The organism is Flavobacterium panacagri (genome assembly GCF_030378165.1).
In the GTDB taxonomy this organism is placed as follows: Bacteria; Bacteroidota; Bacteroidia; order Flavobacteriales; family Flavobacteriaceae; genus Flavobacterium; species Flavobacterium panacagri.
Genome location: NZ_CP119766.1, coordinates 4317563 through 4339036, shown reverse-complemented (window position 1 = coordinate 4339036; position 21474 = coordinate 4317563). Strand labels below are relative to the sequence as shown.

The following is a 21474-nucleotide window of genomic DNA, read 5'->3' as shown; positions in this document are numbered from 1 at the left end:
TTAGCAATGTCAAACAAAAATATATTTTACAACCTTATACTACTCGTTTTTACCTTACAAGTCATTGCTCAAAAAAAAGTTGAAGCGAGTAATTTATCAACTGGAAATCCAATATTACCTGGATATTACGCAGATCCAACTATTAAAAAATTTGGAGACATTTATTATATCTATGCCACGACCGATAATGAAATGCTGGCTTCTGGAGCTCCAACGGTTTGGTACAGTAAAGATTTAAAAAACTGGTACAATTATACCATGGAAATTCCGTCTTTTACGGCAAAACCCATTACGAATTTTTGGGCGCCGGATATTGTGGTTGGAAATGATGGTAAGTATTATTTGTATTTCGGAAACTGTGAAATTGGTTGTAATATTTATGGTTATGTTTCGGATACGCCAGTCGGGCCTTGGAAAAAACTCAATAAAAATGACGAACCCGTTATTTCAAATGGATATCCAAGAGAAGGTTTTCCTTCCCTTGACGCACAATTTTTTAGAGATACCGACGGTAAAATATACAGTTATTGGGGAACGTGGGTGCATTATAATGGCGGATATGCCGTTGGAGAATTGAATAGTGCTACGATGAAGAATATGATGAATTCTAAAAATATTCCGTTAAGCCAAACACCTGAACCTTTCGAAGCGGCTTACATGATGAAAAAAGGAAATAAATATATTTTGATGTATTCCGGAGCTTCTTGTCATGATGAAACTTATAATGTACGTTACTCTTATTCAGATTCTCCTTATGGGCCTTTTAAAGAAGGACTTAATAATCCGATTTTGAGTACTAACGAAGATAAAACGACTCATGGCCCGGGACATCATTCTGTGTTAGAAGACGGAAACGATTATTATATTGTGTATCATAAACATGATTATCCAATGACACGTGGTGGTTTGGCAAGACAAGTCTGTATCGATAAAATGATTTTCGAAAATGATTCTACAATCAAAAAAGTAATTCCGACTTCAAAAGGTATTAGAGAAATTGTCAAATCAAATGTACCCGAGAATATAGCTTTAAACGCTCGCGCTACAGCATCATCTTATTATCATTTGCAATCATTAGAACACGATTACGAATATAGGCCTGATTTTGCTACAGATGATAATAATGCGACTATGTGGAAAGCTGGAAGTAATGCACTTCCACAGGATTTAACTGTAGATTTAGGAAGTGTAAAACCAATAAAAAGGGTTATGACCCAATTTGAGTTTGCCAGTTATTATTATCAATACACTTTAGAATATTCGACAGATGGAAAAAATTGGCAGTTGTATGCTGATAAATCAAAAAACCGTACTTCTGGAAGTCCAATGATTGATGATCAAAATGTTACAGCACGTTTCTTAAAACTAAAAGTTTTAGGTACAGAAAAAACAGGACTTTATGCGGCAGTTTGGAATGTAAAAGTGTACAGCGAATTGTTTGAGCTCCCTTTATTATTAGAAAATAAAAAATCAAACACAGAACCAGCAGCTGTAAGTTCACACAAAATGTTGATCGATATTGATGTAACTAATGAAAAATATGGCAGTTCATTTAAAAGTCTGCCCAATAAAGGTTCTTTAGGAGGTGTGTTTACAAAAACAGGAGACGTAAAGATTTCTTGGGATAAAAAAGATAAAATTAAGGCACTTGATTTTGTAAACGGCGCTTTAATATTAGATAAACCCGTTCCTAAAACTTTGGCTTGGAATGGTTCGTATTCTGTGACAGTCTGGGTGAAAAATCCCGAAGTAGCCAAAGAGGGAGAAGTCCTGGCCTCATGGTGTGATCGTTCTGAATATAATCTGGCAAATTCGTTTAATGCATTGGCTTACAATAGCGGACATTATGGTGCGGCGCCACATTTAGACGGTCATTTTGATATGAAATACAACAAAGTTCCAGAACAAAATAAATGGCATCATATTGTTTTGACTTTTGATGGTGTGGTAGAGAAAATTTATGTCGACGGTGTACTTGATAACTCTCAAAATATGATGTTATCATCGGCTATCAAAAAGGCTAAAATTATAATTGGCGCTTCAGATATTGGAGAGAATTACTCCGGTTTTATGGCTTCTTTAAAAATGTATGATTATGGTTTGACTAAAGATGAAATACTAAATCTAATGAAACAAACTACTCCTAAAGCAACAAAAGGCCCTTCAAATAAATAGTTAAAAAATACCACTCAAAATGAAAAATGGATTACTGATTTTATGCGGTTTGTTACTATCCGCTTACCAAGTTTCTGCTCAAACTTATGAGGTTAAATCTCCTGATGGACGTATTCAGATAAAAGTGAACAATTCTAATAAAATTTCCTGGTCGGCATCATTAAATGGAAATTTAATTATTGAGAATGCTGAAGCAGGAATGGATTTTTCGTCTAAAACCAATTTTGGATTAAATCCGAAGGTTAAAAAGCAAACGGTTAAAAGTGTATCTCAAAACATACATGCCATAGTGCCAATTAAAGAGTCTGAAATTAAAGATGAATACACAGAACTTTCGATTACTTATCAGGGAAATTATAAACTTAATTTCCGTGCCTATAATGACGGAGTGGCTTATCAGTTTGTAGATGAGGCCAAAGAAAAACGAAATGTAGTTTCAGAGAAAGTTTCGTTATCATTTCCTAACGGTTCACGTTCTTTATTTCCGCAAGAAGAATCGATGTATTCTCATAACGAACGTTTGTATTTGGATAAATCTTTAAATGAGATTGCGTCAAAGGATTTTTGCAGTCTTCCTGTTTTGTTTACGACTCCAAAAGCCAAGGTTTTGTTTACGGAAACGGCACTTCATGATTATCCGGGATTATTTTTAAAAGGAAATGGAAACACCACTTTAAATGCTATTTTTCCAAAATACGTTTTAGAAGCAGTGGATAAGGATGGAAAATCCGATCGTGTGCAGACCATTACAAAAGAAGCTGATTATATTGCCAAAACAAACGGAAACAGAGCTTTTCCCTGGCGTGTATTTATTATAAGTGATGATGATCGTACTTTGGTATCAAGCAATTTGTCTTACCAGCTTGCCGCACCAAATGTACTTAAAAATACTGATTGGATCAAACCGGGAAAAGTAGCTTGGGATTGGTACAACGATAATAATATTTACGGTGTTGATTTCAAAGCGGGTTTAAATACCGAAACTTATAAATATTTTATAGATTTCGCTGCAGCGAATAAAGTAGAATATGTAATTCTTGATGAAGGCTGGACAAAATCGACTACCAACATTCTTGATTTTAATCCTGCAATGGATATTAAAGAGTTGATTCGATATGGAAAAGAAAAAGAAGTAGGGATTATTCTTTGGGTACTTTGGAAACCATTAGACCAAAATTTATTACAAATTTTGGAAACGTATAAAAGCTGGGGAGCAAAAGGAATTAAAATTGATTATATGCAGCGTAACGACCAATATATGGTCAATTCGTATGAGCAGATTGCCAGAGAATGTGCCAAACTAGAATTGTTAGTAGATTTTCACGGAGCATTTAAACCCGCAGGTTTACACCGAATGTATCCAAATGTTTTAAATTATGAAGGAGTAAGAGGGAACGAAAACAATAAATGGAGCGAAGATATCACACCAGAACATACAGTAACGATTCCGTTTATCAGAATGGCAGCAGGCCCAATGGATTTTACACCGGGTTCGATGATTAATAAACAGCCTAAGAATTTTGCCATTAGTTTTAATAATCCAATGACGATGGGAACTCGTGCGCATCAGGTAGCGATGTATGTGGTTTATGAAGCGCCTTTGCAGATGATGTGCGAATCGCCATCAACGTATTACAAAGAACAAGAAACAGTTGATTTTATCACTCAAATTCCAACAGTTTGGGATAAAACAGTTGTACTTCATGGTTCTGTTGGGAATTATATTGTGGTGGCAAGAAAAAAAGGGGATAAATGGTTTATAGGCGGAATGACGGATGCAGATGCCAGAGCATTGCCAATAGATCTTTCTTTCCTGGGAGAAGGAAATTTTTCGATGGAAGTTTTTTCAGATGGAATCAATGCTGAAGCATTCGCTCAAGATTATAAAAAAGAAATTATAGCGGTTAATAAGAATACTAAAGTAACAGCTAAAATGGCTTCCGGAGGAGGCTGGTCGGCAATTATTACAAAAAAGTAATAACCAATGAATAAGGCAATCAAAATTCCTGCTTTTCTCTTTTTATCATTTGTTGGTATAATGAATGCGCAAGAAAAAGTTTTGGCTAAGGAAAGATATATTCCTGCGAAAATTTGGATGGTTCCAGAACATAATAATTATGATTTTCTTGATAGTGATTACAGTTACAGCCGAATGATAGAATCGGATAATATTGTGATGTTCTGGCATAAAGAATATGGAAATGATCCAACATTAAATGCAGATCTTAAAAAACGTTTCGATCCCAAAAAAGCAATCGAAGAATGTGAACGATTTTATCAGTTTTATGTAAATGATTTGAAATTGGTGCAAAAGGGACATTCCGTAAGTGATCAATACAAATTACTAATATTTGTTTTTGGAGGAAGTGAAAACACAGCTTTTGGAGGTGGAGAAGAGGATAAAGTGGGCATTTTATGGACTCCAGCTGTCCGAATAAATGCAGTTCCCTACGGAGCATTGGCGCACGAAATTGGCCATTCATTCCAATACATGAGTCATGCCGATAGCAAGACTGGGCCATCTGGACCTGTAATGGAAATGTCTGCTCAATATATGCTCTGGCAGGTTTATCCGGAATGGATGACTTTTGAAAACTATCATCTTAAAGATTTTTTAAAAGGAACGCATTACGCTTTTCTTCATCCTGCCAATATGTATCATTCTCCTTATGTCTTGGAATATTGGTCTGAGAAACATGGTATTGATTTTTGGGGAAGACTCAGCAGATCAACTAAAGAAGGCGAAGATGTTGTAATGACTTATAAAAGAATTAATACTATTTCTCAAGAACAGTTTAATGACGAAATATTTGATGCAAGCCGAAAGTTTATAACCTGGGATTTAAAAAGGGTTGAAGAAGCAGCAAAACCTTATCGAAATTTACATTTTTCAAAATTGAATGCAATAGAAGGAGGCTGGTATCAAATAGATTCAACAAATTGTCTTCAGGATTATGGTTATAACGGAATTAAATTAAACGTCCCGCAAGCTGGAACAAAAGTTAAATTAAAATTTAAAGGTTTAGCCGATTTTAAGGAAAACGCAGGCTGGCGCTACGGATTTGTTGCATCGTTAAAAGATGGCGACAGAGTGTACAGCAATGCTTTTAAAGACAATGAAAAAGAAATCGAATTTAAAATTCCAACCAACACGGAGTATTTATGGTTGGTTGTAAGCGCTGCTCCAAAAGTGCATGAAAAGCATTCTTGGGAAAATGAGAAAGAAACTTACAGAAGTTTTCCATATAAAGTACAATTCAAAAACACAAAACCACTTTAATTATATTTTTTACTCATAATCTTTTATTAGAGTAAATGCCTTTTTTGTTGCCACGAATCACACCAATTTTCACAAATCATTGAGCTTTAAAAAAAACAATTTGTGGAAATTCGTGGAATTTGTGGCAAACCTTAGTGGCAACGAATTATTTTTTCCGCCACGAATTCACGAATAAATACAAATCGTTGCATTTAAAAAATTAAAAATTCGTGTAATTGGTGGCAGACCTTAGCGTCAATGGTTTATTTTTTTTCCGCCACGAATTACACCAATTTTCACAAATCATTGAGTTTAAAAAAAGCAATTTGTGAAATTTGTGGTAAAATTTATAAACAAAGTATTTAATCTTTTTTAATCTGTGCAATCAGTGGCAAAAAAAAACTACATCTTCCAAACGAAAGATGTAGTCTGTAATTAGTAATGAAATGGTATTATTTTATAATAATCTTTTTAGTCTGTTTGAAATTCTTTGATTGAATCGTTACAAAATAGATTCCTTTTGATAGATTACCAGTATAATATTGTTCTTCCAGATTGTGGTTTTTATTTTCAAAAACTAATTGCCCGGTACTGTTGGTTATTTTTAAATTATAAGTTCCAGCATTTTCATTTGAAACTTTAATGTTAACCATAGAGGCATTATCGGTAGGATTTGGATAAATCAAAAAGTGAGAAGATGAATTGGAGAAATCGGCTACAGAAAGATGATCGCTTATTGTGGCTTTCCAGTCCCACCAATTTTTATCTACGCTGGCAGTTCTAACGGCTCCATCTTCCAGTTTAATTTTATAGTTAAACTTCTTTTTGCGAGTGTCATTATTTTCAAAAACATAGTCAGAATTACAAATTACGGCGAATATCACACCATTGGCAGGAACGCCCTGAGAAAAAGAAATAGTACAGTCGCCTGCATAAACAGGTTGTGTATAAACCGTTTTTCCTTCTTTGGTACGATAACACAATTGAATCGACATATTTTCTCCTAAAGGCTCAAAAAACACGGTAGCCTGATTTCCCTGTACATGAATCGGAATAAAATTAGCTCCAGACCAGCCAGGAAGTGTTTTTTCCTGCGGAATCAAATAGCCGTTTTCATCTTCAGTCGTTGTGGCATAAGGTGTTGCTTTCCATTTTTCTACATTGATAAGAGCAGGTTGTTCAGGCCCTAATTCGCGTCCCATATTATTACGATACAAATTTAAAATAGGCTGTTCAAATTTTCCGAAATCAGATAAAGCTAATCTGGCTCGGTATTCCTGAACCATTTTTCGTGTTTTGTCTTCTCCTAAACCATTAACAGTGCCATTACCATTTGCAATACCTTCTAATACACGTCCTTCACAATAATTCCATACCCAAGGCAAACTTTTTTCGCCTACAACTTCGCCTAAAAAGGTTGGAAATACAGAGCTGTACTGAACACCTCCAATAATATCTCTGGTTAATCTCAACGTAACTCCTTCAGAATTTTTTACTCCAGAATCTACGCCTTCGGCAGAAGGCCCTCCAAATGTGCCATCTTGAAGCCAGCCACTGTAACATTCTATCGGAATAAAAGGTGCAATGACAGAACCCGCACTCAACCATCCTAAATCGACATTGGTATAGTCTGTACTTCCTGTTTTTTTGATGTCTAAGACAGTCTGCAACCAAACATTTGAACCTTCATGAAACCAAGCCGATTTTCTACAACCCGGCAAAGAAGCATAAATGGCATGAATACCTTCATGAACACAGGCTCCAGTTTGATACTGTGCATCTGGAAAAGTGGTATTTGGATCAAAACTTGCAACCGGATAATAGGACAGAAGAACCATTGGCCAGCTTTCTCCATCGGGAGTTCCAACACCGCTCTGCCATCCTCCTAAATCGGTATTTGAAGCGGTATCGGTACACAAACCAGAACCAAATAAATATACTGAACTGCGATAACCTGCTCTGTATAATTTATCTGGCGGCCAGCCCATATTATCTCTTAAAAAAGTAAAATCACTGTCTAAACGTTTTAACATTAAGTCGACAGCGGCATCTGTTACTAAAGAGTTCGCATTTGGCCCTTGTACAAAAGTCCATGAACCCACATTAGTCGATTTAACGCCATTGCAACCGTTGTAATTGGGATAATCTTCTTCTAAGTTTTTTGTTGGTTTTGGAAAATTGGGATAGTCGCTTTTAAAATCATAATGAAGTGTTGTGCCATAACCCGGCCAAGTCGTGAAATCGCTGTTGCTTTCTTTTACGGTTAAGTAAAAAGATAAAGCACTTTCTGTCCCGCATTCATTAATGTATAAAAAACGATACGTTCCGGAATTCTCCACTTGTAGATTTGAAAGTGTAATGTTTTGACTAGTCGATGTAAAGTTATTTGGGCCAGTCCATTTCATTTTACCGCCAGTCGGATTATTGGCAATAGAAACTAAAAACTGTACATTATCTGTTGGAGAAACAACGGCATAATTAAGGCTTTTTTCGGTTCCGTTATTCACTTTAAGAGAAGCTGTTAATGCGGTAGGATCACATTGAGTGGTTTCTGTACCAAAAGCCTGAAATTCAACCACGCCGGTTGCGGTATTACTTTTAAAATAAACCCTCAGTTTTTTGGTCTTAAAATTTAAATTTCCAAGAGTATTAAATTGGTTTAAAGCCAATCCTACAGAACCACCATTAATCCATTCAAGTCCATCCCAGTAACTGACATAGGCATCCGTAGGTTGAGAGATTCCTCCAAAATCGGTAAACCAGTAAAGTGCCACAGAATTGATTTGATGAGCAAAATCCCAGTCATATTGTATCCAGTTATAGGTATTGTAATTGGCATCGCCATCCCAGTTTCCATAAACAGGATTTGTTCTGTCATCAGAACTAATAGGCGTAAAACCATCGTTTACAGCCGCTAAACTTTCCCACGGAGATACATGAGAAGTACTGACTTTTGTGGAACTCAGCCTGGCTAAATTCGTTTGAGCATTTAAATTTTCAGCTGCTAACACAAAAAGCGTAAGAAGAAGAAAAGATAAAAATCGGGGTAGTTTTTTTTCTTTCATAAGGTTTGTTTTGGTTGTTAATTGTTTTAAAATAAGTTTGAATGGTTAAAATGTAATCTTATTCCTTATATACTAAGTTAAACTAGTCCTTATGAAAATATATGTACTTAATTATCTGATAATTAGTAAAAGTTAATCAGTATTTACTTTCGATAAAAAAAGCCGTCTCATAATCTGAGACGGCTTCATTGATTTTTAGGTAATCAGCCAGGAAAAACTATTTTACAAATTTAATAGTTTCGAAGTGCTTCAATATCCTCAGCTGTTTTGGCAAGAGGTTTCCCTAACAATTTATAAGACTCTTTGGTAATTAGAAAATCTTCTTCTATACGGATACCTCCAAAATTTCTGTACGCCTGAACTTTATCATAATTAATAAATTCACTGTATTTATTTTCTGCCTGCCATTGATCAATTAATTCTGGAATAAAATAGATTCCAGGTTCAACAGTTAAAACAAAACCTTCTTCAAGTTCTTTGGCCAGACGCAGTGATTTTAATCCAAATTCGGTGCTCTTCTTTAGGGTTTCTGTGTAGCCAACATATTCTTCGCCTATATTTTCCATGTCATGAACGTCCATTCCCATCATGTGACCTAAACCGCATTGAAAGAATAAGGTATGAGCGCCTGCTGCTACGGCTTCATCTAAATCGCCTTTTACTAAACCAAGAGATTTCAACCCCGTTAAAATCTCCTTACACGCCGTAAGATGTGAATCTTTGAAGAAAGTTCCGGGTTTAAGAGTGGCTATAGCGGCTTCTTCAGCTTTTAAAACAATATTATAAATTTCTTTCTGCTGTGTTGTAAAGGTTTTCGAAACGGGAAAAGTTCTGGTCATATCTCCGGCATAACGCATATTGTTTTCGGCTCCACAGTCACATAAAACCAATTGCCCTTCCTTTAAGACATTACTGCCAGCATGATTGTGCAGGTATTGTCCGTTGACTGTTAGTATTGTCGGAAAAGCAAGATGACCGCCAAGACTGATTGCTGTGCCTTCGACTTGTCCTGCAATTTCATATTCGGTCATTCCAGGTCTTGCGCTTTGTATTGCTTTTAAGTGCATTGCTGCCGTTATATCTACCGCTTTTTCAATTTCAATCAGTTCTTCATTGGTTTTATAGGAACGTTGTGCAATTATTGCTTTAGATAATGGAATGGATGATTTTTTAGCTATTTCATTAGGATGAATATCCAGCCATGAACTTAATTTTAAAGTAATAGCCGCGCGATAAGGAGACAGAAAGTGAATCGCACGTTTCTGTTGTACAGCATTTTTAAGAACAGCTTCTACAAACGAGAAAGGCTGTACAGTTGTGATTCCTGTTTTTTCTGCATCACTATTTAATGAATCTTGTGGGCCAACCCAAACAGTTTGTTCGATTGTCAGGTTATCACCGAATAGAATTTCCAGATCAGCATCAATATCTATTATTAAAAATAAAGAAGGACGATCTATTCCAGCATAATATAAAAAACTACTGTCTTGTCTAAAATGATAAATATTATCCCGGTAGTTCATTCCGACTTCTTCATTTCCAGGAAGAATAATAAGGCCTGAACCCATTGCTTTTTTTAAGACTTGCCTTCTGTTTATATAAGTTTCTCTGCTAAACATATTTTTTTCAAAATGGTATTAAAAATGATATTATCTGCCTCCGCCTGGGCAGTGTTCTTTTAAGTATTGTGTGAATAATTTCGATAAATGTTCCGTAGTTCCTTCGCCTTCATTGATGCTGTGCGTACGATTTGGATAACTCATCATTTGGAATTGCTTGCCGTTTTTTACTAATTCGTTTACCAGCATTTCTGCTCCCTGATAATGCACATTATCATCGCCAGTGCCGTGAATAAGCAATAGATTTCCTTCAAGTTTATTGGCATAAGTAATAGGAGAGCCTTTTATAAAAGGTTCTTTATTTTCCTGAGGCAATCCCATATAACGTTCCTGATAAATATTATCATACAACAATTGGTTGGGTACAGCGGCAATAGCGATTCCTGTTTTATAAATTTCAGGATATTGAAATAAAAGATTCAGTGTAGTGGAACCGCCACCGCTCCATCCCCAGACTGCGATTCGGTCTTTGTCTACAAAAGGCCATTTTAGTATTTCTTTAGCAGCCATTGCCTGATCTCGGGTGTTCAGAATCCCTATGTTTTGGTAAATCGATTTGCGCCATTCAGCACCTTTTGGAACTGGAGTTCCTCTACCATCTAAGCTAATTTGAATATATCCATCGGCAGCAATATCTCCATCGTATAAAAAAGTACTGGCATAACCCGCAGCATCTTTTACAGTTGCACCAGCAGGTTCTGTATAAACATAAAATAAAACAGGATATTTTTTAGCAGGATCAAACGGAGTTGGTTTGATCATCCAGCCGTCAAGGGTAATATTGTCTGCTGTTGTAATCTGAATCATTTCTACATTACCGCTGGCAGTCATATTACGATCGGTTTCTTTGATGGTCTTTTGAGTAGAAAGATTAACCCATTCTGAGATCTTTTGGTTTTTATGATTCGAAAAACGATGTTCAGCATATTTTGCATCAGGAGATAAACGATAAGTGTGCGTACCGATTTCGTTAGCAGGAGATACTTTTATTAGTTTGCCTTTTCCGTTTAATGCTGTTTTATATAAATATTGCTGTGTTGCATTGTCTGGCGAAGCTAAAAAGTAAACAAAACCATTTTTTTCGTCTACGGCTTTAATATCGATCACATCATATTTTCCATTGGTAATCAATGTTTCTGTTTTTCCGTTTTTGGTGATTTTATATAAATGCTTCCAGCCATCTTTTTCCGTTAACCAAAGAAATTCTTTTCCGTTGTTAATCCATTTCAAGCCTTCATTTTCAGTTGGTAATATATCGATCCACGAAGTATTCTTTTCAGAATAAATTGGACTTGCATCGCCACTTTTAGGGTCACATAAAAAGAGTTTGGCTTCATTTTGTTTGCGATTTAGTTGTTCAACTAATATCGAAGAACCATCAGGAATCCATTGCATTAACGGAATATAATGTTGTTTTGAATCCCCTGGAACTTTCATCCATGTTGTTTGTTGTGAAGCAATATTGACAACTCCAATTTTGCATGCCGAAGGATCTTGTCCAACTTTTGGATATTCAACCGGAACCGTATAAGAATATATCGAATCGGTGTTATTAATCATTAAGAAGTTTTTGATTTTGGTAGCATCAATCTGCCAAAAAGCAATACTTTTTCCGTCTGGACTCCAACGGAAGCCGTCTCTGCAATTGAACTCTTCTTCATAAGCCCAGTCAAAAGTTCCATTAATTAAACGATCTGTTCCATCAGTTGTTAAAGCTGTTTCTTTTCCGGAATTAAGGTCTTCAACATATAAATTATGCTTGCTTACATAAGCAATTGAATTGTTGTCCGGAGCTAGTTTGGCAAACATCAAAGAAGATTCTGGCCTGTTTTTTCCAATCTGTCGCAATTCATTTGTTTCTTTATTAAAAAGCCAGTAATCGCCACGCGTTTCCAGCCTCCACACCTTTTTTGAATTGGTATAAATCAAAACTAATTTTTCATTTTTACTGAATTCAAAATCTTTAACTTCTAAAGCTTTTGCGCTTCCTTTTGGTGTAAGCTGTTTGGCATCAACAATTAGGTTTCTGGTAAAGTTTGGTAATTCGTACTGTATTATTTCTCCTTTTTCTGTGGTATAATAACTACTGTTATTATTGGCCCATTTTGGTTTTTGAGCATTTGCAGTCAGGAAAAAAAGTGACAGGATAAAACAGAAAAAAAGAGAGATTGTTTTCTTCATCGTATTTTGATTAATGATTGATTTTTTATTTTATATTGGTTTCCAAAACAGGATTTACATAATACATTTTAGTAATAGACGCTACGTCAAATAAAGACTTTTGATTTTTTGCTAAGGCAATACTCTGCCATTGATCTGATGGTATTATTTTGATTTTATCCGTATCATTTTTTAAGGTCAGCGGTAAATTAAAACCGTTTACACAATTGCTGTAACGATAGAAAACCTTGGTCTTATCTTCATTAAAATAAAATTCAAAGTTTGGAATCTGTGTTGTGGTAAGATATTGCTCATAAACTTTACTGTAATCAAAATTAAGCTTTTTCGAAATATAATTTTCAATCTGTTTCGAATCTACCGTCTGATGATAAAATTCTTTTCCTAATCCTCGAATAACTTCTCGAAACAAGGCATCGTTATCGACTCCATGACGAATGGCGTGAAGCATATTTCCTGCTTTTGGATACATATCGCCGCTTCCTTGTGCATTTACATTATAATCGGGAATAATAGGACGATCGTTTCGTATTCCTTTGCGAGTTCCGGCGTTGTATTCATCTCCGGCTTGTTTTCCAAAAATATAATCGACAAAGAGGGTTTCGCTGTAATTGGTAAATCCTTCATGTACCCACATATCAGCCAGATCATTTGTGGTAATGTTGTTTCCAAACCATTCGTGTCCGCTTTCATGAATAATAATAAAATCCCATTTCATTCCCCAGCCCGTTCCGGAGCCATCGTTGCCACGATAGCCAGGTTTATAATGATTACCATAAGAAACGGCACTTTGATGTTCCATTCCGGTATGTGAGGTTTCGATTAACTGATAACCATCTTCATAAAATGGATAAGGGCCCATCCAATACTCAAATGCATCTAACATATTGTGAACCTCTTTCGGCATATATTTTTGAGCTTTTTCTAAATTATAATCCAAAACCCAATAATTCAAATCTAAATTGCCTTTTTCGCCTTTATAAGTTTCTTTAAAATTGACATATTTTCCAATGTACGGAATGATGCAATAATTACTAATCGGATTTACTACAGCCCATTTATAAGAAGTTGTTCCGTCATTATTACTTCTCTTAAACTCTAGTCTTCCGTTGGCAATTGCGGTTAAAGAATCAGGAACAATCATCGTTAAACTTGCACCATTATTCGGTTCGTCACTTTGATGATCTTTGCACGGATACCATACAGAGGCACCAAGACCTTGACAGGCAACCGTCATCCACGGACGGCCTAAGGAATCTTTTGTCCAGATCCATCCGCCATCCCAAGGCGCTTTTATGGCTTCGTGAACTTTTCCGCTAAAGAAAATAGCCACTTTGCTGGTGGATTTAATTTTAGATTTAGGCGTTTTAATATACCAGACACCGTTTTCCTTTGCAAAACTTAATTTCTTTCCGGATTGAATCACGCTATCAATAACCAAAGGATTTTGCAGGTCAATCTGCATTTTGGTATTGCTCTTTTCTTTAAGTGTTTTATACGTTATAGTGTTGCTTCCTACAATTATTTTAGTGTCATAATCAGGTTTCACAGTGATATCATAACGTTGTACGTCCCACCACTGTCTTTCAGGAGTTAAACTGCCTCTTAAGGTGTCTGCAAGTGTATATGGTTTTGTTTTTTGGGCAAAAGAAATGAAATTAAAACACAAAAAAACAAGAGTTAAATAGTTCCTAATCATGGCATTTTTAAGTTTGAAATGGTTGAAAATGTAGCTGAACTCAAAATCTTATTTCATTAAGAAAAAGAGTGTAGATTTTCAAAAGTATGCAGATTTAGTATATTGAAGCTAGACTTTTATTATCCTTATATAATAGAATATTACTTAAAAAGGAGTAAAATAGGCTAAGACTTAATAAGGGAACTTTTAAACTCAAAAGGGGTTTTCTTTTTGATTTCTTTAAATTTTCTGTTGAAATTAGAAATATTATTGAAACCACTAAGTTCCGAAATTTCGATAATCGATAATTCCTTGTTTTTGATAAGCAGTTTTGCAGCATGTTCAATTCTTATTTCAATCAAAAACTGGAAAAAAGTCTTTTTAGTTCGGGTTTTGAAATATTTGCAGAAAGCATTTTTGGTCATGTTGGCAATTTGGGCAATTTCGTCTAAAGTGATGTTTTTTTGATAATGCGTCATGACAAAATCAAAAACCATCTGCATTCGTTTCCCTTCAGCATCTGTAAAAGGTTTATTGAAAACATAATTAGAAAGATGTTTTTTATCAGATTGGCTAAAGGCTTTTAGCATAGACATTAAAAGAATAAAACGATCGTATTTATCGGCTTCTTTAAACTTTTTAAACTTCCTTATAATAGATGGTTTGGCATCTCTAATCTGTATTCCGTTTTTAATGGCTGTAAAAAAAGGTTCTACAGCATTTAATTCCGGTAAATTAAAGAAATCTTTTCCGAATCCATTTTCGGTAAAAAAGACCGTAAGCATGACCGACATTCCTCTGCTTTCAGAAATGTCACTTTTAAAAACGTGCGGTAAATTGCTTCCTAATATAATGATGTCGCCTTTTTGATATTCAGTAATCATATCTCCGACTAAAATTTTGCCTTCTCCTTTCTTTATATAACTAATTTGAATTTCTTCATGCTGATGGTATTTATCATAAAAAATAGTTTCGCAGTCTTCTTGATAGATAAATGCCTCTTCGCTTGACTTTGGGATTTTAAAAGGAAAAACTTTCATTACTTGGTTATTTTTTATATTTTACGGAAAGATATGAAAATTAGTAAAAGATGAATTAAAATTAATCTAGTTTTTGTTAAAATCTTACAAATGAGATAATATTGTATAGGTTTTTGATAATATTCCTAGATAAAATTTTTACCCCCCTTGATACCTTTGAAATAAATAAAAATAGATAAATTATGAATATTCAATGGAAAGGGGTAATGCCAGCTGTTACCACAAATTTTACAGCTGAAGACACTTTAGATTTTAAAATGTTTGAGAAAAACCTTAATTATCAATTAGATGCTGGAATAGAAGGCGTTATTCTTGGAGGAACTTTAGGAGAAGCAAGTACACTTTTAGAAGAAGAAAAACAAGACCTTATTCTTGAAACAGTTCGTATAGTTGATGGAAAGGTTCCTGTGATAATGAATATTGCAGAACAAACTACGCGCGGTGCTATTGAAGCAGCAAACAAAGCTGAAGCTAATGGAGCAAGAGGTTTAATGATGTTGCCTCCAATGCGTTACAAAGCTACCGACCACGAAACTGTTGAATATTTTACAGAAGTTGCAAAAAGTACTTCTTTACCTATTATGATCTACAACAATCCGGTTGATTATAAGATCGAGGTAACTTTAGACATGTTTGAAGAACTTTTAAAGCTGGATAACATTCAGGCTGTTAAAGAATCTACAAGAGATATTTCTAATGTAACCAGAATCATTAATCGTTTTGGAAGCAGATTAAAAGTCCTTACAGGAGTTGATACTTTAGGATTAGAAAGTTTACTAATGGGAGCTGACGGATGGGTTGGTGGTCTTGTAGATGCTTTTCCGGAAGAAACAGTTGCTATTTATAAATTAGCGAAAGCTGGTAAAGTTCAGGAAGCGTTGACGATTTACCGTTGGTTTTTGCCTTTATTAGAATTGGATATCAATGCACAATTGGTTCAAAATATTAAGTTGGCGGAAGTGGGAACAGGATTAGGAACGGAATACGTACGTGCACCAAGGTTACCACTTATGGGAGCTGAAAGAGAAAGAGTTTTGGCTATTATTAATGATTCATTAAAAAATAGACCAGCGCTGCCAGACTATAAAAGCCTTTAATAGAAAAGAAGTTTTTTGAAAACTTTTTTCAATTTTAGAATTACTTAACCAAATACTATAGAATACATGATTACTGGAAAAAATTACATAGGGAGTCAGTTGTCAGCCAGCGGCGATAAAACCTTCAAAACGTTTAATCCGCAGGAAAATACAGAGAATCCTTGGCAGTTTACTGAAGCAAGTAATGAAGAAATAGAATCCGCCGTAACTCTTGCAAGCAAAGCATTTTTGACATTTCAGAAATCTACTGGTAAAGAGAAAGCCTTATTTCTAAGAACAATTGCGGATGAAATATTGGTTTTAGGAGATAATCTCTTAGACGTTTATTGTCAAGAATCGGGTTTGCCAAGAGGAAGAGCTGAAGGCGAAAGAGGAAGAACTATCGGACAATTAAATGCTTTTGCTGATTTAGTAGAAGAAGGTTCTTGGGTTGAAGCGGCAATTGACACTGCTATTCCAGACAGAGTTCCCTTGCCAAAGGTTGATCTTCGTAAAATGAAGCGACCTTTAGGTACTGTAGTCGTTTTTGGATCCAGTAATTTTCCATTCGCGTATTCTACTGCCGGCGGCGATACAGCATCTGCATTGGCCGCTGGATGTCCAGTTATCGTAAAAAGCCATCCCATGCATGCAGGTACTGGAGAAATGGTAGCTTCGGCAGTAATTAAAGCAGCTCAAAAAACGAATATGCCAGAAGGTGTTTTTTCTAATTTGAACAGTAGCGGCATTGAAGTTGGGGTTACACTGGTAAAACATCCTTTGGTTAAGGCAGTTGGATTCACAGGAAGTATAAAAGGAGGTCGTTCTCTATATGATTTAGCAGGACAGCGTGAAGAACCAATTCCGGTTTTTGCTGAAATGGGAAGTATAAATCCAGTTGTATTATTACCAGAAGCATTAAAACAAAATGCTGAAAAATGGGCAGTGGCATGCGCTGGTTCTGTAACATTAGGTGCAGGACAGTTTTGTACAAATCCCGGATTGATGCTCGGAATTAAAAGTGATGCTTTAAAAACGTTTACCCAACAGCTTGCCGTTGAGATTTTAAAGATTTCGCCAAGTTGTATGTTGAATCCATCGATTTATAAAAATTATCAATCCAATAATGAACTGTTAAGTTCGCAAGACGGAATTGAAGTGGTTGCAGAATATGCTAAAACAGATAATCCTAATTACGCTTCACAAAAAATACTGACGGTTTCAGGCAAAATATTTTTAGAAAATCCAGTTTTGCATAGAGAGGTTTTCGGGCCTTTTTCAATTTTAGTACAATGTGAAGACGAAATTGAACTGGTTGCGATTATTGAAAAATTAGAAGGACAGCTGACGGGTAGTATTTTGGCAGAAGAAAATGAAATTGAAAACTATGAAGAAGTAGTGGATGCTATGGGTAATCGTGTCGGAAGAATAATTTTTAACGGATTACCGACAGGAGTAGAGGTATGTCCGTCGATGGTGCATGGCGGACCCTATCCTTCCTCATCAGATTCCAGGTTTACAGCAGTTGGAATTGGTTCCATTAAAAGATGGGTTAGACCTTTTAGTTATCAGAATTGGCCGAATAACAAACTTCCAGAGGCACTTCAAAATGAAAACCCGCTTGGAATTTCAAGATTAGTTAATAATGTTCAAACAAGAGATTCAATTTAAATATGGCTAGAAAAACTTTTTTTTGTGTAGATGCACACACTTGTGGTAATCCAGTTAGAGTAGTTGCTGGCGGTGGGCCAAATTTAATTGGCGTCAACATGAGCGAGAAAAGACAGCATTTTTTAAGCCAATACGATTGGATTCGTAAAGGATTGATGTTTGAACCTCGCGGACATGATATGATGAGTGGCAGTATTTTGTTTCCGCCAACGAATCCAGATAACGATTTTGGAATTTTGTTTATCGAAACGTCAGGCTGTCTGCCAATGTGTGGACACGGTACAATAGGTACGATTACCATTGCAATTGAAGAAGGATTAATTAGTCCGAAAATTCCAGGGAAAATAAATATGGAAGCGCCTGCAGGCTTGGTAAAAATTGAATACAAGCAAGTTGGTAAAAAAGTAGAATGGGTTAAATTGACGAATGTTAAATCGTATTTAGCGGCTGAAAATTTAACTGTAGAATGCCCGGAATTAGGCGAATTAACTTTTGATGTTGCCTATGGCGGAAATTATTATGCCATTGTAGATCCGCAGCAAAATTTTTCTGGAATTCAGGATTTTACCGCCAGTAAGATTGTGCAATACAGTCAGGTAGTGCGAGCGCGAATTAACGAAAAATATCCAAATCTATTTATTCATCCTGAAAATGAAACGATTAGAGATGTGAGTCATATGTTATGGACAGGAACACCTTTAGATCCGACTTCATCAGGCAGAAATGCTGTTTTTTATGGAGACAAAGCGATAGACCGTTCGCCTTGCGGTACAGGTACATCAGCAAGAATGGCACAGTTGCATGCCAAAGGATTGCTTAAAAAAGGAGACGAATTTATACACGAAAGTTATATCGGAAGTAAGTTCGTTGGCAGAATAGAAGAAGAAACTGCAATTGGCGATATTAAAGCCATTGTTCCCAGCATACAAGGATGGGCAAAAGTGTATGGTTACAATACCATAATTATTGATGAGGAAGATGATCCTTACGCACACGGATTTCAGGTTTTGTAATTCAATATTCCTGAATTAACCGTTCTTTATTTTTAAATTTTTACAGCTTATTTTCAGTATCGTGAATAGGACTTTAAAACCTGCTTTTTGGCAGTTTAAAGTTCTATTGGTAAACTATTTTTATTTCTATAATCCATTATAAAATTGAAGAAAATAGCTTGATTGAAGGATTAAAATCTAATTTGATCTGCTGAAATCCTTTCAAATCTGCGTGAAATGATTTTGCATGTCAGTTTTTCACGCATATTTACACAGATAAAAGCAGATTTAGACAGATTTATATCTACGCTGATGCGATAGAATTGAAAAGATAATTTCGCCCAACGGGTTTCTATAATTAATAAATAGGGAAGTCTCCTTGTATTTGAATAACTATGAAAAAGAATTTACTACTTTTTGCCTTCTTCGTATCATTTTTGAACTGTAATTTATATTCGCAGCATAAAGAAATGATACCCTATCAGCCTTCTAAAACCGAGATTTTAGAACGATATAAAAAAGCTTTGTTATTGGATAAAGCAGTTAAAAATACTGTTTTCAAGACCATTATAAAAGCACAGTGGCAAAGCGACGGAAAATCATTTTGGTATTCCAATGTTTTAAAAGACAGTATCATCGAATATATCTTAGTTGATGCAGAAAAAGGAACTAAAAATATTTTATTTGACGAACCAAAATTAAGAAATGCCCTAAGTTCGGTTACAGTAATTAAAACTCCCCAAAAAAGTCTGGTTATTGATAGTTTAAATTATGATGCCAAAACAAGTTCTATAGCTTTAAAATATGATAAAAACTACTATCAGGTAAGGCTCTCCGATTATAGCATTCAAAAAATAAATTCCCTGTCTAAAGACAAAATAAAATATCCTAGTTTAAATAGGCAATGGCAAAGATGGAATTCCTTTAAGACAGACAGTATTTCTCCCAATAAAAAATGGCTGGCTTTTATAAAAGATTGTAATGTATTTATAAAGCCAATCGCTGGAGGAAATGAAATTCAATTCACAAAAGACGGCACAAAAGAAAAACCGTATGGGGCTTTAGCGTGGTCGCCTGACAGCAAATATATTGTTGGTTATCTAATTACTCCCTTTACCGATTTGCCTGTTCATTATGTCTTAACTTCTGTAGCCAATACTACTCGCGGCGAATTGCATTCCCAGCCTTATAAACAGCCGGGAGATCCTTTCACTACTTATGAAATGTATTTGTTTCATATCGAAAATCAAAAAACAACAAAAGTAAATGCCCCAATAATTGACTTTTTTGATGCTCCAGAATTGCATTGGAGAAAAGATAATGCTAATTATTTTACGTTTGAAAAAGTAGAACGAGGCCATCAAAGATTTAGAATTATAGAAGTAAATGCTCAAACTGCCGAAACCCGTTCGGTAGTCGATGAAAAGACCAATACTTTTATTTACGAATCCAGATTGTTTACACATTATGGTAAAGAAAGCAATGAAATTGTAATGTCTTCTGAAAAAGACGGTTGGAGACATTTGTATTTAATTGATGCGATAACAGGTAAAGAAAAAAAGCAAATTACTAAAGGAGAATGGGTTGTTCGAAGTATTGACAGCATTGATGAAAAGAAAAGAGAAATTTGGTTTTCGGCAAGCGGAATGAATTCAAACGAAGATCCTTACTATATTCATCATTACCGCATAGGATTTGATGGAAATAAACTTATTAATCTTACTCCTTCAAAAGGAAATCATCTGGTTTCTTTTTCAAAAAACAAACAATACTATGTCGATTCTTACTCAGAACCGAATGTGGCTACTATTATTGAACTTCATCGTACTTCTGATGGAAAAAAAATAATGGATCTTGAAAAATCAGATGCTACAGCTTATCTCGCTACAGGAATGTCTTTACCAGAACCTTTTCATGCAAAAGGGAGAGACGGTGTGACAGATATTTGGGGAATAATATGCCGTCCTGCAGATTTTGATCCTAATAAAAAATATCCTGTAATTGAAAGTATTTATGCAGGCCCGCAGGATTCTTTTGTGCCTAAAAATTTTATGGATCGCTATACCACCGAGATGCAGAGTCTGGCGCAGTTAGGATTTATAGTCGTACAAATTGATGGAATGGGAACTGCCAATAGATCAAAAGCTTTTCATGATGTCTGCTGGAAAAATTTAAAAGATGCCGGTTTTGAAGATCGTATTTTATGGATCAAAGCCTTGGCTAAAAAATATCCTTATGCAGACGATTCAAGAGTCGGATTGTATGGTACTTCTGCCGGAGGGCAAAATGCTTTAGGCGGTTTATTATTTCATCCGGAATTCTACAAAGCAGGAGTTGCCGCCTGTGGTTGCCACGACAATCGAGTAGATAAACAATGGTGGAACGAACAATGGATGGGATATCCGGTTGGAGAGCATTATAAAGAACAATCTAATGTAACCAATGCCGGAAAACTTACAGGAAATTTATTATTAGTGATTGGAGAAGCTGATGAAAATGTACCACCAGAATCTACTTATCGTGTTGCCGATGCCTTAATAAAAGCAGGAAAGACATTTGAGTTTCTGCCTCTGCCAGGCGTTGGTCATAGTGATGGTGGCCCTTACGGAAGACAGAGAAAACGTGATTTTTTTGTAAAACATTTATTAGGAGTTGATCCTCCAAGCCGAAATAACAATGAATTAGACCAGTAAAAAAATTCAGTCTTTTAACTCTACCAAA

12 protein-coding genes are annotated in these 21474 nt (G+C 35.5%); 7 read left to right on the top strand and 5 right to left on the bottom strand.

The features are described from left to right. The first annotated feature begins 6 nt into the window (after window positions 1-6). The 3 genes from P2W65_RS19020 to P2W65_RS19010 are packed head-to-tail and all read left to right on the top strand — an operon-like array spanning window position 7 to window position 5455. Window positions 7-2175, top strand: a complete 2169-nt coding sequence (locus tag P2W65_RS19020) for a family 43 glycosylhydrolase (RefSeq protein ID WP_289660044.1) — start codon at window positions 7-9, stop codon at window positions 2173-2175. Window positions 2176-2194: 19 nt separating this feature from the next. Next, entirely contained in the window at window positions 2195-4153 is a 1959-nt protein-coding gene (locus P2W65_RS19015; protein ID WP_289660042.1) for a glycoside hydrolase family 97 protein, read from the top strand. Window positions 4154-4159: 6 nt separating this feature from the next. Then, window positions 4160-5455, top strand: coding sequence for a DUF6055 domain-containing protein (locus P2W65_RS19010; protein WP_289660041.1), 1296 nt, complete (start codon window positions 4160-4162; stop codon window positions 5453-5455). 431 nt (window positions 5456-5886) lie between these two features. On the opposite strand, the gene P2W65_RS19005 is transcribed toward P2W65_RS19010, so the two are convergent. The 5 genes from P2W65_RS19005 to P2W65_RS18985 form a co-directional block, all read right to left on the bottom strand. Next, on the bottom strand, window positions 5887-8499 hold the full coding sequence (locus P2W65_RS19005) for a T9SS type A sorting domain-containing protein (RefSeq protein WP_289660039.1): 2613 nt from the start codon (window positions 8497-8499) through the stop codon (window positions 5887-5889). A 230-nt stretch (window positions 8500-8729) separates the two neighbouring features. Beyond that, window positions 8730-10118 carry an aminopeptidase P family protein gene (locus P2W65_RS19000; protein WP_289660037.1) on the bottom strand — a complete coding sequence of 463 codons (1389 nt, stop codon included), beginning with the start codon at window positions 10116-10118 and terminating at the stop codon, window positions 8730-8732. A gap of 30 nt (window positions 10119-10148) precedes the next feature. Beyond that, entirely contained in the window at window positions 10149-12299 is a 2151-nt protein-coding gene (locus P2W65_RS18995) for a S9 family peptidase (RefSeq protein WP_289660036.1), read from the bottom strand. Window positions 12300-12324: 25 nt separating this feature from the next. After that, on the bottom strand, window positions 12325-13995 hold the full coding sequence (locus P2W65_RS18990; RefSeq protein WP_289660034.1) for a M1 family metallopeptidase: 1671 nt from the start codon (window positions 13993-13995) through the stop codon (window positions 12325-12327). 164 nt (window positions 13996-14159) lie between these two features. After that, a complete protein-coding gene (locus P2W65_RS18985) occupies window positions 14160-15014 on the bottom strand; it encodes an AraC family transcriptional regulator (protein ID WP_109193714.1) in 855 nt (284 codons plus the stop codon). Between the two features lie 182 nt (window positions 15015-15196). Between P2W65_RS18985 and P2W65_RS18980 the strand changes: the two genes are divergently transcribed. From P2W65_RS18980 to P2W65_RS18965, 4 genes are all read left to right on the top strand, one after another. Further along, window positions 15197-16111: a dihydrodipicolinate synthase family protein gene (locus P2W65_RS18980; RefSeq protein ID WP_289660030.1), complete on the top strand. Its 915-nt coding sequence runs from the start codon at window positions 15197-15199 to the stop codon at window positions 16109-16111. 66 nt (window positions 16112-16177) lie between these two features. Beyond that, window positions 16178-17761, top strand: coding sequence for an aldehyde dehydrogenase (NADP(+)) (locus P2W65_RS18975; protein ID WP_289660028.1), 1584 nt, complete (start codon window positions 16178-16180; stop codon window positions 17759-17761). Between the two features lie 2 nt (window positions 17762-17763). After that, window positions 17764-18774, top strand: coding sequence for a 4-hydroxyproline epimerase (locus P2W65_RS18970; protein WP_289660026.1), 1011 nt, complete (start codon window positions 17764-17766; stop codon window positions 18772-18774). 374 nt (window positions 18775-19148) lie between these two features. Further along, window positions 19149-21446: a S9 family peptidase gene (locus tag P2W65_RS18965; protein ID WP_289660023.1), complete on the top strand. Its 2298-nt coding sequence runs from the start codon at window positions 19149-19151 to the stop codon at window positions 21444-21446. Window positions 21447-21474 lie beyond the last annotated feature (28 nt).